Below are 13,090 nucleotides of genomic sequence, written 5' to 3' on the forward strand. Positions count from 1 at the left end.
TCCGGCCGCTCGGCGTGTTGTGGAACCAGTTCGGGCGGCGCTGCGTCCTAAAGGTATGGATCCCGTCATTGCTTATGTGTTCGGCACCGGCGACGGTGCGCTGTCCCACTGGACCTCACCGGCCGACCTCGACCTGAATGGCGACGGTATCCCCGATGCCGTCGCCCTCGACTTCGACGGCGACGGCCTCCTCGACGACGCCATGTGGGATTCCGACGGCAACGGGACCGCCGACCTGGCCCTCCTCGACCTCGACGACGACGGTCACCGGGAAGCGCAGTTCCGCGACGGTGGCCGCGGGCTGTGGGAAGTCGAGGACCCTGCCGAACACCGTCCGTCCGACCACCGCCGACCGGGCAGCGGGCCGTTCCGGGAGACCTCGCTCGATACCGACGGCGACGGAGTCGACGATCTTGTTCTCGTCGATGCCGATGGAGACGGGTATGCCGACTCTTACCGGGAGAGCACTTCGATGGGATGAAGTTCGGGTTGGGCCGGGCCTTCCACGTGCTCGCCCGATCCCCAGATAGCCCACCCGGCCAGAGCGTAGAGCGCCGATCCCACGATGATGAGCGGCACGCTGAAGCCGGTCGGCGGAATCACGGTCGCAGCGAGGAAGATCGCGGCCACAAAGACGGTGTTGAAAACGGCGTCTTGCACCGCGAACACTTGGCCGCGGAACGAATCGTCAATGTCGCATTGCATCGCGACGTCACCGCAGAGCTTCACTGTCTGCCCGGCGATCCCGATTAGTACGGCGGCAATCAAAACGGGGGCGGCTTTGTTTGTCAGCAGCATGAACTCGGCAACCGCACCCAGCGCCAGCGCCGACGTGATGGTCCCACGACGACCGGCCATCCGGACGAGCACCGGCGTGGTGCCCGCAGCGACGAAGGCACCGATCGCGACCGATGTCCCGATGAGGGTGATGGCGCGAACGTCGGCACCGAGCGAGTCGCCGAGTTCGGTATGGCGGACCAGCAGCAAAAACATCAGGGTGTTGAAGCCGAAGATGAGGCGGTGCGTACCAAGCGCCCCGAGCACAATCGCCACGCTGGGAACGTTCGCAACGGCGCGGACGCCGTGCGCCAACCCCCGGACCACCGCGTATCCGATGGTGTGGCCTTCGCCATCGGGCCGGTCGGGACCAAGTTCTCGGGTGCGGAAACTCGCCGCGATCAGCGCCGCGCCAACGGCGAATACGGCACCGGCCAGCAGCGTTGCCCCCGATCCGCCGTTGTCGGCACCAAAAATCACCCGCAAGACCGCCGACACTCCCGCACCCACTGCGAGCATTCCGGCACCGACCGTGGTGAAGACCGAGTTGATCTCCACGATCAATCGGGGCGGCGCCACGTGGGGAAGACTTGCCGATAGCCCAGACGCCACCAGACGGCTGCACCCGGTAACCAGCAAGGCGCAAAGCAACACCACAAAGTCCGGGCTGTTGGTGCCCATCGCTACCGCCACCAGAATCACCGCCACGGCCCGCAGCAGGTTGACCCACAGCAGCACCCGTCGGCGGTCCCAGTGGTCCAGCAATGCGCCGGCGAACGGGCCTAGCAGCGAATAGGGGAGCAGCAGAACCGCGAAGCCGCCGGCTATCGCCATCGGATCGGTATGTCGATCGGGGTTGAACAAGATCGAGAAGGCCAATGCGGCTTGAAACGCGCCGTCGCTCATCTGGCTCAGCAACCGTACGGACAGCAATCGCATCAGCCCGGGGGCGTGCATCACCGACCGCAAACTGTTCACTCATCGAGTTTACGGCTCATCGAGACTCGGGTGAGGGCGACCGAGCCTCACAGGTGACATGATTAAGGGGTGTCCGGTCCCGATTTTGTGACGAATCAACCTCCCGTGCGTGCGGGCGCGCTGCTCATTGCGTCCACCGCCATGTCGGGCCCGACGTTTGCACGCACCGTGATCTACATAATCGAGCACGACGAGCAAGGCACCCTCGGGGTGGTCTTGAACCGCATGTCCGACGCCGCCGTCTACAACGTGCTCCCCGCGTGGGCGGGATTGGCGGCCAGCCCGCCCGCAGTCTTTGTCGGCGGCCCGGTGTCCACCTCGTCGGCCCTGTGCCTTGGAGTCGCGAAGACCGGGGTCGACATGAGCCAGCAGCCGAAACTGCACCAGGTAGTCGGACCGGTCGCGATGGTCGACCTCGATGCCGATCCCGACGAAATGGCTCACGTGCTCAATGGCATCCGCATTTTTGCCGGCTATGCCGGATGGGATGCGGGGCAACTGGACGATGAGATCGCCGAGGGCAGTTGGATTGTGGCCCCGGGTCTACCTTCGGACCTGCTGTCGGCGCCGGCGGTCGACGTCTGGCAACGAGTGTTGCGTCGACAACCGTGGCCCCTGCCCTTGCTCTCGACCTATCCGCTGCACCCGGAAGAGAACTAGCTGCTCGCGCGTCGCTCCCGTACGCGGCGGAACACCAAAAAGCCGAAGGCGACCGCTCCCACGCTGATCCCGACGATCAGCGCCACGTTGGCCCCCAGGGTGGCGCCAACACCGTAGGAAATCAGCAGGATGGTCGCCGTCCAACTGATACCGCCGATCGCTGTCGCACAAAGAAAGCGGGTGAACGGCATCCGCCGGGCGCCCGCCAGGAGGGGAGTCACGCTGCGAACGTAGGCGACCCAACGAGCTGAAGCGATCGCCGCGATGGCCGCGCCCGGCGGTGGCGGTTGGTAGCCCGACCGTACGGCGCGTCGAGCCATCCGCCGACCAAATTGGGTACGGGAAAGCCGCGGTCCCGCCAAGCGACCGAATGCGTAACCGGTAGTGTCGCCCGCAACCGCCGCCACCGCGCAGCCAAGAACCAGTACCACAATGGACGGCTTTCCGACCGCGGCAACCACCCCTGCCGCGATCAGCACGGCTTCGCTCGGCACCACCAAACCGACGAGCACCATCGCGGTCTCGAAGTAGACGATGCTGAAAGCCACCAGGTACACGGCCCACGCCGGTGCTGAGCCGACCAACTCGGTCAGCCGATCTGACAATGAACCCATGTGCCGTCAACTCAGCGGGTTTGTCCGCTGTCAGTAACCCATCGTTCGGATCGCCTTGGCCAGTTCATCGAGTTGCTCGGTGCGCGCATCCAAATGCGGACTGATGCGCAGCAACGAGGTGTCGCCAGCCAGGGGAGCGCGCCACGAATCGGCGGCAGTCACCAGGAGACCCAGTTCGCGGAGTCGGTCGCGGGCCGCCACCACATCCGCGGGCCCCCAACCGGGCGGCGGAGCCAGGGTGACCAGCGCCGACCGCTCATCAAGTGGTTCAACCACTTCCCAGCTACCAATCCCGTGGAGTCGTTCACGAGCGATGCGGCCAATCGCGGCCAATTCGTCGAACACCTTCTGCTCGCCGAGGTCAACCAATTCGGCCACCGCCTGCGACAGCGCCAACTGTCCGGCGATGAACGCATCCGAGGGCAGCAGTTCAACGTCGATGACCGAATCCGAACGCACAGCCACGAAGCCGACGCCACGCGGACCGGTCAACCATTTCCGAGAGGTGCCGTATACGACGTCGGCACCGGTCACGGTCGCCACATGGCCCACGGACTGCGCCATATCGACGACCACGGCGACGCCCGCATTGTGCGCGACCTCAACGATCTGCGCGACCGGCTGGACGATACCGCTCGTCGAGCCGATGTGGCAGACGTGAATAAAGTCTGGCTGCTCAAACTGCAGCATGTTCTCCAGCGAATCCACATCGACGCGCCCAAACACGTCGATCGTCGGCATGGTGCGGACGACGAAATCGCGCCGCTCAAATTCGGCGAGGTTGGGGCCGAACTCGTTGGTCGCCACCCACACCGTCGCCGAAAGGGGAAGCTTCATGCCATTGAGAACACTGCTCAGTGCCGCGCGTGCACTGTCACGGTACGACAGTTCGTCGGCGGCGTGGCCAAGCAGCGAGCCGAGTGTCTGTCGGCCAGCGTCCAACATGTCAGCCTGCGCATCGGCGGCGATATATGAGCCGTCCCTCGCCTCACGGATGAGATGTTGATGCAGGGTGTCGATGACGGCGTTCGACGAACGCCCGGCCGAAGCCGCATCCAGATGCCCAATTGAGGGCTCGACCCTTGCTGCACGCCACTGTTCACCGAGATCGCTGCAGTACATGTCTCAAATCTACCCTTGATCCTGTTGCTGCTGACGCCACCACTCGTGCAGAGCCGACTCGGCCTCCTCGGGCGACATCGGCCCGGACTCAAGGCGCAACTCTTTCAGATAGCGCCACGCCTGCCCAACCATGGGACCGGGAGGAAGGCCAAGCAGTTCCATGATGGCGTTTCCGTCCAGGTCTGGGCGGACGCGATCGAGGTCTTCGGCCTCCCGGAGCACGACAATCCGTTGCTCGAGCGAATCATAGGTTTCTTGAAGTTTGCGGGCGCGGCGGCGGTTACGAGTGGTGCAGTCGGCGCGCACCAATTTGTGTAGCCGCTCCAACAGCGGACCAGCGTCGTTGACGTACCGTCGGACCGCGGAATCGGTCCACTGGCCGTCGCCGTAACCGTGAAACCGCAGGTGCAGGAACACCAACTGGGCAACATCTTCGACGATGGCTTTCGGGTATTTCAGCGCTCGCATCCGCTTTCGCACCATCTTGGCGCCGACCACTTCGTGGTGATGGAAGCTCACGCCGCCGCCCTCCTCGTGCCGTCGAGTGGGTGGCTTGCCGATGTCGTGGAGCAGCGCGGCCCACCGCAACACCAGGTCGGGGTCGCCCGTTTCCAGGTCAATCGCCTGCTGCAGCACCGTCAGGGAATGCTGGTAAACATCCTTGTGCTGGTGGTGTTCGTCGATCGTGAGCTTCATGCCGGGGATCTCCGGGATGATCAGTTCGGCCAATCCCGTCTCGACCAGCAGATCTACCGCCTCGATGGGGTGCTCACCGCAAATCATCTTGTCGAGTTCCACCCGCACGCGTTCGACGGTGATCCGTTCGATCTGACCGGCCATCTCCGTCGTCGCGAGGAGCACTCGGTCGGCGAGGGCAAATCCCAACTGCGACACAAACCGCACGCCGCGCAGCATTCGCAGCGGATCGTCGTTGAACGAGAGTTCCGGTGCCGCCGGGGTATCGATGATGCCCGCCAGCAGATCACTCATCCCGTCGAGGGGGTCGACGAACTCCTGCTTGCCGTCCGCAAGCAGTTTCACGGCCATCGCGTTGATCCGAAAATCGCGGCGAACCAGATCGTCTTCCAACGTGTCGCCGAAAGTGACGACCGGATTGCGGCTTTGCTGGTCGTAGAGGTCGGACCGGAACGTGGTGATCTCGACCATTGTGGCCTCAGCACCGTCGGGGTCCCGTTTTGCAGCACTCACCGTCCCGAACTCGATACCGGTATCCCAGACGGCGTCGCCCCAGTTGCCCAAGATCTCGGCAATCACGTCGGGGCGGGCGTCGGTCGTGAAGTCGAGATCCCCGGCTAAGCGACCCAGCACGGCATCGCGGACAGACCCGCCCACCAGGTACAACTCGTGTCCGCGGGCAGCAAATTCGTTGGCGAGGGGAGTGAGCACGTCGCCCAGCGACGCAAGCGTTATCGCCGCCGACGCTAGGAGGCGAGTGCGGCGCTGCGAGCGTGCATCTTCGCTCGCCTGTCCCCGTGGCGCAGTGTCGGTCATGTGAAGAAACCCTACCGACTGCCGACCCACTCAACCTGTTCGGCTAACGGAGGGTTACAAGCGGCTAGCATCGGGGTGTGTCCGCTGAACCCTCGCTGCAGCGCCCGACCGCCGATTCCGGCGTGTCGGGAACCGATGCTGCGCCGGGTAAAAGCAGTGGCGGCAACACCCCGGCCGGAAGTGAGACCGGACGGACACGTCAGGGCCGACGCGGGCGCCGACGGCGGGGACGTCGCTCCGGGCGCGGCGGCCAGGCTCAACAGCAACAGCCATCGGCGACGCAGACAACGACGACCGACGCGCCTAGCACCTCGAATACGCCGCCGAAAAGCGCACCGAAACCCGGCAGCCACCGCCCGAACAGCCAAAAACCCGGCGGGCCGAAACCCCATGGCCAAAAACCCGGCAGCACGAAGTCCAATGGGGCTAAGTCGAGCGGGGCTAAATCCAATGGGGCCAAATCCAGCGGCCAAAAATCAGGTGGCCCCAAGCCGGGACCGAACAAGCCCGGCGGACAGAAGCCCGGAACGTCTCGCAAGGGCGGCGGGCAACGCGGATCCGGTGGCAAGGCCAACGGCAACCAGAAGCAGGTCGTCGGCACGACCGTCGAGCTCACCGCACCCGATGTCCAAGAAGCCAACTCACCGGCGTCCATGCCGCGCACCCGGCGCCGCACTACCCGTCGGTCAGAGGCTCCCGAAACCACCCCGCGACTGCACACGGTCCGCGAAACCTCAGCGGGCGGACTCGTGCTGTCGGACATCGATGCCCCGTTTTCGGAGCTCTCTGCGGCGCTAATTGGCCGGATCGACCGCCGCGGGCGAATGATGTGGTCGCTCCCCAAGGGACACATTGAGACCGGAGAGACGGCCGAACAGACCGCCATGCGCGAGGTCGCCGAGGAAACCGGTATTGAGGGCACCATCGTCGCGCCGCTCGGCAAAATCGACTACTGGTTCGTCAGCGAGGGTCGGCGCATCCACAAGACCGTCCACCACTACCTCTTGCGGTACACCGGCGGTGAACTGTCAGACGCCGACTACGAGGTAAGCGCCGTCGCGTGGGTCCCGTTGACTGAGTTGCCCCGCCGCCTCACGTATTCTGACGAACGGCGTCTGGCGCGGATGGCCGAATCAGTAATTGCCGACCTACAGAGCGACCCGGACCGGTTGGCGAAATCTGAAGCGAGCTGCCTCCGCACCGAGCCAAACGACTATGAGAAAGCCGCAGCCGCACGCAATCAGCGTCGAAACGAACCGCCGCCCGCGCCGAAACCCCGTCGACGCCGGCGGCGCCCGCGTCGCGCCGCATCCGGTGAAAGCTGACTCCACCGCGCGACGACGGTCGCTGCAGTTGCTGGTCGTGGCAACCGTGGCTTTCCTGCTGACCTTGACAGTCGGTGGAGTCCCGGACGCGCGCGCAGACCCAGCCACCCGTGCCTACGCCACCCTGGGCCTGTCGGATGTGACGCCGACGACCGTCACCGGCTCGACGGGCGACACGGTCACGGTCTCCGGACGGATCGTCAATACCGACAATCGGCCCATCAGTGACATAGGCGTGCGCCTGCAACGCGGCAATGCCATCACCGCGTCCTCGGAACTGCGTAGCTCACTCACGTTGCCCGCCAATAGTTTCGGGATCTCTAGCGGGCAGGCAAAGGTCATCAGAAGCCTGGCGCCCGGCAAATCGGTTGATTTCACGCTCACCGTCCCGATCACCGGATACGGCGGTCTGAACCTGATGCGGGCCGGTGTGTACCCGCTTCTGGTGAACGTGCTCGGTACACCAGCGGACGGCGGTGCCGTTTCCATCGCCGACTCGCGAACCCTTCTGCCGGTCCTGTCACTGCCACCAAACAGCGAACGCGCCCGGGAATACGTGGATCCCGCGGCCGGGGCAGCCAGCAATCCGCTACTGGGCCGAGACGGATCCATCGCGGCCAATTCGACGAATCCGTCCGCGTTCACCATGATTTGGCCGTTGGCGGCCCCGCCGCAGACCGCCGCCGGGACGCTCGGCGGCGAGACCGCCGAATTGCGACTGACCAGTGATGCGATGGCGAGTTCCCTGCAGGCAGACGGTCGCCTCGGCCTGTCCCTCGCGGCCCTGGAGGAACTGGCGGGCATTGGCGCGGCTCCCACCCCGGGCACCGACGACGAGCAGCCAGCACCGCCCGACGAGCACAATCCCGTCCGCGACTCCATCTGTCTGGCTGTTGACCCCGACCTCCTAACCACGGTCTCGGAGATGGCCAGGGGTTACGCCATCACCATCGATCCGGCGAACCCCGATGCCGCCACCTATCCCGGCCAGGGTGCCAAAGCCGCCGCGAACTGGTTGGCTCGCCTTAAGGCAGTCGCTTCCCGAATGTGCGTGACCGCGCTGCCGTTCGCGCAGGCCGGACTCGACTCGCTGTACACCATCAACGACGCCAACCTCAGTAAGAGCGCTGTTCTTGACCCCTACACCGTTGTTGACGAGATGCTGGGAGTGCAGACCGTTCGTGGCCTCACCCTGCCTGCTACCGGCACTTTGACGGACAACGGGCAAAAGTTGCTTTCCACCCTGGGGGTCGAGGCGGCAGCGATCGCTTCCACCTCGATGTCGCCGATCGGTGCCGACACAGCTCCCACCGCCGGCACCCCCTCGGGTCGCTACAAGCACGGCGAGCTTTCGCTGCAGACCTACGACGCTGCGATCACCGCGGCTCTGGGCGGTGCCGGGATCACCCCCGTTGTACCGGCGATCACCCCCAACTGGCAGCAGCCGACGCTGTCGCATGAGTCTGCGGCGAGCCGTAGGCAGTCAGCTGCGGCAGCATTGACCTTCCCGATGCTGAGCGGTCCCATCGCGCAAACCGACGATCAGCCCGCACCAGACCTTCCAGCGACCGGTCGGTCGGCCTTCATCATGCCGCCGACCTACTGGTCACCGACCCTGCAAGACGCCCGAACCTTCCGCGACACCGCGGCGCTAATGCTCTCGTCGGGTACCGCTCGTCCGGTGCCGCTGGCCACCCTTCTCGACGAGATGCCTGCGGTGAATGCCCGGGCTCGCCTCGAGGTTCCCGGCGATATTGAGCCAGATGCGGCCGCTGGCTACCCGATCACCCAGCACGATGCCGAAACCGTCCGACAACGGCTCGGCGCAATCGACCGCATGCAGTCGTCGCTCGTGGGCAACAACGACACGGTCACAACCCCCGTCGACTACATGCAACCCTTGCGCGACGACCTGATCCGGTCGGTGTCGAGCGCATCAACAACCGACTCCGCAGCCATCCGCGAGCGCCGCGATCAGCGGTTGACCGCGGTCGGCAAGTCACTCAACAGCATGCAGCAGGCCGTTTCACTCCTGGACCCCAGCGGCCGATACACGCTGGCATCCGAACGCAGCCCACTGTTGTTGGTGGTACGCAACGACCTGGCCCTCCCGATTAAGGTGCGGCTCGACGTCGACGCGCCGCCCACCTTGGAAATTGCCGACCTTGGCACGTTTGAGATTCCGGCGGCGGGCACCCGCCAATTGCAGATCCCAACGCACGCCTCAAGCTCCGAGCCGGCCACGGTTCACATTGGGCTCATCACGTCGAGCGACATTCCGCTCAGCACACCAATCGAGCTTTCCGTTTACGCAAACGCCTACGGCAAAGCACTCTTCTGGATCACCATCGGCGCGGCGATCATCCTCATCGCGCTGACCGCACGTCGACTGTGGCACCGTTTCAAGGGTGAACCAGACCCCGCCGATGAGGACCGGCCCGAACCGGACGCGGAAGACCTGGAACAAGCAACGCTGGGCTACCAGCGTCGCCTCGACCTGCAGGAAGCACCGGATGGGGACTCCGGACCGAGAGACACCGGGGGAGTCTCGTGAGCAAACGTGAGCGCGATCGCAACGCCGAACCCGTGGCCGTGAAACCCGACGACTCCGATGCCGGAATCATGCGGACCGGCGGTTCCATTGCCATCGCCACCCTGATCAGTCGCATCACCGGCTTTATCCGAACCGTCCTGGTCTTGGCGATGCTGGGCGGTGCCATCGCATCCGCTTTCCAAGCCGCCTACGTGTTGCCGAGCATGATCGCCGAAGTGGTCCTCGGTGCCGTCCTGACCGCCATCGTGATCCCCGTTTTGGTGCGAGCCGAGAAGGAAGACGAAGACGGCGGCGTCGGCTTCATCAACCGCATCTTCACGATCACCGTGATGCTGCTCGGCGTTACCAGCGTCATCGCGGTCATCGCCGCACCGCTGCTCACGATGCTCAACGTCGGCGACGGCCAGGTGAACCGTCCACTGACCACTGCGCTCGCCTATCTGCTGCTGCCAGAAATTCTCTTCTACGGCCTGTCCGCCCTGTTCATCGCCATCCTGAACATGAAAGGCCTGTTCAAGCCCGGTGCCTGGGCGCCCGTTCTCAACAACGTCGTTCAAATCACCACCTTGGTCCTGTTCTGGGCGATGCCGGGAGACCTCACGCTGAACCCGGTAAAGATGTCGGACCCGAAGATCCTGGTCCTTGGCATCGGAACCACACTCGGCGTCGTCATGCAGATGGCCATCTTGGTGCCATACCTCCGCAAGGTCGGCGTCCACCTCAGGCTCGAGTGGGGCATCGACGCACGCCTGCGTCAGTTCGGCGGCATGGCCGTCGCGATCGTCGCCTACGTCCTCGTGCTGCAGGTCGGCCTGGTGATCACCTACCGCATCGCGGCGCACGCAACCGCCGACGGCATCTCGATCTACAACACCCACTGGCAGCTGCTGCAACTTCCCTACGGCGTCCTCGGCGTCACCATCCTGACGGCGATCATGCCGCGACTATCGCGCAATGCCGCCGACGACAACACTGACGCCGTCATCGACGACATGTCCCTGGCCACCCGCCTCACGATGATCGCCCTGGTCCCGACGGTCGCGTTCATGACCTTTTTCGGGCCGGCGATCGCCATCGCCATTTTCAACTTCGGCAAGTTTGACGCCGACACCGCCTCCCAACTCGGCTCCGTCTTGTCGTGGGGTGCGTTCACCCTGATCCCGTACGCCATGACGCTCGTCCAGCTACGTGTCTTCTATGCACGCGAAGACGCGTGGACACCGACGCTGATGGTCGTGGGCATTACCGCCGTCAAGGTAGCGTCGTCGTACCTCGGACCCGTCATGTTCGACGATCCCAATATGGTCATTCGCTGGCTGTCGCTGTCGAACGGTCTCGGCTATCTCGTCGGCGCGATTGTCGGACAGATGCTGCTGCACAAACGGCTCGGAGTCAGCCGAATGCACGGGGTCATGCGGACGACCGTCATCACGATTGCCGTCTCGGTGGTCGCGGCGGCCGCCGTGTGGCTGGTCGCCGACCTGACCGGGCTGTCGAACATGGCGACGGAGGCGGGCAAGATTGGCTCGATCGTCTACCTCGGCTTCACCGCGATTGTCGTTCTTGGCATCGTGTACCTGCTGTTGACCGCGCTGGAAATCCCCGAGATGGTCACCATTTCCGGGACCGTGATGCGTCTGCTCGGTCGATTCATTCCGGCCCTCGCACCCGCGCCGGAGCCAGGCGACGAACACCGCGATGCGCGCACCATGACAGTCCAGATTCCGCGCGTCACGTTCGAGGATTCTGTCCCGTACGCTGGTCAAGTAGATGTGCGTCGCCGGTTCGACAGGGGTACCGCGACGTGGCAGGAGTACTCGGTGCTGTCCGGCGGCGCGGTGGGCGACACCATGTTGATCCCGGTTGTTGGCCGTCCGATTCCCCCGCCCAGGCCACACCGACCACCACCACCCCAGCGAGGAGTTCCGCCGATGGACCGCAAGGGTGCCACCCCGACCGGCCCGTCCGACGAAAGGACCCGCATCATGGGCCCGCCTCGAGGACCCCGATTGGTACCGGGTGCCGGAATCGCGGGCGGCCGCTACCGACTCCTCGAAAAGGAGGGCGGCACCCGCGGTATCGAGTTCTGGCGCGCGCGGGATACCGGGCTGGACCGCGAAGTCGGCCTCACCTTTGTTGATCCCGAGCAAAAAGCACCGCCGTTCAACCCCGGAGAACGACCGGCCGACGACGGCCCGCAAGCCATCTTGAACCGCACCCGTCGCCTCGGCCAGCTCCATTCAGCGGGTGTCGCCACAGTCCTTGACGTAGTGCGCAGCGCTTCCGGCGGCGTCATTGTCACCGAGTGGGTGGCCGGCTCGTCCCTGAAGGACGTTGCGGCGACATCACCATCGGCGATGGGTGCCGCCCGTGCCGTGCGTGCCCTGGCAGCTGGTGCCGAAGCTGCACACCGTGCCGGTGCCACGCTCTCTATTGACCATCCCGATCGCATCCGAGTCAGCACGGACGGCGACGCCGTGCTCGCATTCCCGGCAGTGATGCCGGGCGATGATCGTTCCGGCGATGTCCGCGGTCTCGGCGCCGTCTTGTACGCACTGCTGTTGAACCGGTGGGCCCTCGATGCCGAGACCGGCTCACGCCTGGTTACCACCGCTTCGACCACCGAACCGATCGGCGGCATGGCGCCGGCGGACCCCGATCCCGAACACCCGGATCAGCCCATTCCGCCGCGCATCGTCAAACCGGACACACCCTTTGAGATCTCCGCGGTCGCCACTCGCGCCATGGAGGGCAACAGCGGCATCCGTACGGCGGCGACCGTTCAACACGTGCTCGACCAAGCAACGGTCGTCGACCTGAAGACCGACATGCTTCCGCGAGTCGAATCTCGACAGGCTCCCGTATCCGTTGCGCCACTGTCGCGGACACGCAAGGAACGCCTCATGGGCGAGGGAGAAAAGGGCAAACGCAATGTTGCGCTCCTCGCCGGTGGTGGCCTGTTCATCGTGTTCTTAGCGATCGCGCTGGTCGTGGCGTTGACCAATGTGTTCGGTGGGTCGTCCACCGACTCGGACATCGACTCGATTCTGCCGTCGGATTCAACGGCGTCCTCGGCTGAGTCATCGCCAGGCTCACCGTCGGCCGCCGGTCCGGTGGCCTTGCGATCGGTGACTTTGCTCGACGTCTCCGGTGACCCGACGGAGTCCTCGCCCAATATTGCCAACGTGATTTCGGGTGCGAGCCCGCCTTGGCGGACGGATGCCTACCGAGGGAATCCAGAGTTCGGCGGGCTCAAGTCGGGGCTGGGTCTCATCTTCACCGTCGACGGCAGCAAGACGGTCAGTTCGGTGAAGATTGAGACCTCAACGCCGGGGTTCGAGGTGCAATTGCGGACCTCTGAGCAGCGTCGACCCACTTCGTTGGATGCAACGACTCTCGTAGGGACCGGGTCGGTGAACTCAGCTTCGACCGTCCTCACCATCGACAAGACGTCTGCCGCACCGTATTTCATCGTGTGGCTCACCACGCTCCCGGTGGGCCCCACCGGTGACTACCAGGCCGTGATTTCGCGGATCAGCGTGAGCTAG

The 13,090-nt window shown here is 64.8% G+C and carries 9 protein-coding genes; 5 read left to right on the plus strand and 4 right to left on the minus strand.

The genetic code is table 11. The annotated features are described in order from the left end of the window. Window positions 1-55 precede the first annotated feature (55 nt). A complete protein-coding gene (locus tag WBA38_RS14160) occupies window positions 56-481 on the plus strand; it encodes a hypothetical protein (protein ID WP_424293815.1) in 426 nt (141 codons plus the stop codon). Here the strand turns inward: WBA38_RS14160 and WBA38_RS14165 are convergent. Then, window positions 454-1,755, minus strand: a complete 1,302-nt coding sequence (locus WBA38_RS14165) for an MFS transporter (RefSeq protein WP_424293816.1) — start codon at window positions 1,753-1,755, stop codon at window positions 454-456. The two genes, WBA38_RS14160 and WBA38_RS14165, sit on opposite strands and share 28 nt — an antisense overlap. Before the next feature lie 69 nt (window positions 1,756-1,824). Between WBA38_RS14165 and WBA38_RS14170 the strand changes: the two genes are divergently transcribed. After that, window positions 1,825-2,415 (plus strand): YqgE/AlgH family protein, encoded by a 591-nt coding sequence (locus WBA38_RS14170; RefSeq protein ID WP_424293817.1) that lies wholly within the window; start codon window positions 1,825-1,827, stop codon window positions 2,413-2,415. Here the strand turns inward: WBA38_RS14170 and WBA38_RS14175 are convergent. From WBA38_RS14175 to WBA38_RS14185, 3 genes are read right to left on the minus strand one after another with little or no spacing between them, the layout of a single operon-like run. After that, window positions 2,412-3,029: a DedA family protein gene (locus WBA38_RS14175; protein ID WP_424293818.1), complete on the minus strand. Its 618-nt coding sequence runs from the start codon at window positions 3,027-3,029 to the stop codon at window positions 2,412-2,414. The genes WBA38_RS14170 and WBA38_RS14175 overlap by 4 nt on opposite strands. A gap of 30 nt (window positions 3,030-3,059) precedes the next feature. Next, complete coding sequence (locus WBA38_RS14180; RefSeq protein WP_424322973.1) at window positions 3,060-4,151, minus strand: aminotransferase class V-fold PLP-dependent enzyme; 1,092 nt, start codon at window positions 4,149-4,151, stop codon at window positions 3,060-3,062. 9 nt (window positions 4,152-4,160) lie between these two features. Further along, the gene (locus WBA38_RS14185) at window positions 4,161-5,663 is read right to left on the minus strand and encodes a CCA tRNA nucleotidyltransferase (protein ID WP_424322974.1); all 1,503 of its coding nucleotides are present in this window, start codon (window positions 5,661-5,663) and stop codon (window positions 4,161-4,163) included. Window positions 5,664-5,740: 77 nt separating this feature from the next. Between WBA38_RS14185 and WBA38_RS14190 the strand changes: the two genes are divergently transcribed. The 3 genes from WBA38_RS14190 (at window position 5,741) to murJ (ending at window position 13,090) form a co-directional block, all read left to right on the plus strand. Then, the gene (locus WBA38_RS14190; RefSeq protein WP_424322975.1) at window positions 5,741-6,988 is read left to right on the plus strand and encodes an NUDIX hydrolase; all 1,248 of its coding nucleotides are present in this window, start codon (window positions 5,741-5,743) and stop codon (window positions 6,986-6,988) included. Further along, window positions 6,879-9,542 carry a hypothetical protein gene (locus WBA38_RS14195; protein WP_424322976.1) on the plus strand — a complete coding sequence of 888 codons (2,664 nt, stop codon included), beginning with the start codon at window positions 6,879-6,881 and terminating at the stop codon, window positions 9,540-9,542. The genes WBA38_RS14190 and WBA38_RS14195 overlap by 110 nt, the downstream gene beginning before the upstream one ends. A gap of 68 nt (window positions 9,543-9,610) precedes the next feature. Then, window positions 9,611-13,090 (plus strand): murein biosynthesis integral membrane protein MurJ, encoded by a 3,480-nt coding sequence (gene murJ, locus WBA38_RS14200; RefSeq protein ID WP_424294183.1) that lies wholly within the window; start codon window positions 9,611-9,613, stop codon window positions 13,088-13,090.

It is taken from the genome of Gordonia sp. (in: high G+C Gram-positive bacteria) (assembly GCF_049647785.1).
Lineage (GTDB): Bacteria > Actinomycetota > Actinomycetes > Mycobacteriales > Mycobacteriaceae > Gordonia.

What these genes read in the sequence shown, in the direction of transcription:
- WBA38_RS14160 (WP_424293815.1), top strand. Translation starts at nt 56, where the DNA reads ATGGATCCCGTCATTGCTTATGTGTTCGGCACCGGCGACGGTGCGCTG.
- WBA38_RS14175 (WP_424293818.1), bottom strand. Translation starts at nt 3,029, where the DNA reads ATGGGTTCATTGTCAGATCGGCTGACCGAGTTGGTCGGCTCAGCACCG.
- WBA38_RS14180 (WP_424322973.1), bottom strand. Translation starts at nt 4,151, where the DNA reads ATGTACTGCAGCGATCTCGGTGAACAGTGGCGTGCAGCAAGGGTCGAG.
- WBA38_RS14185 (WP_424322974.1), bottom strand. Translation starts at nt 5,663, where the DNA reads ATGACCGACACTGCGCCACGGGGACAGGCGAGCGAAGATGCACGCTCG.
- WBA38_RS14195 (WP_424322976.1), top strand. Translation starts at nt 6,879, where the DNA reads ATGAGAAAGCCGCAGCCGCACGCAATCAGCGTCGAAACGAACCGCCGC.
- murJ (WP_424294183.1), top strand. Translation starts at nt 9,611, where the DNA reads ATGCGGACCGGCGGTTCCATTGCCATCGCCACCCTGATCAGTCGCATC.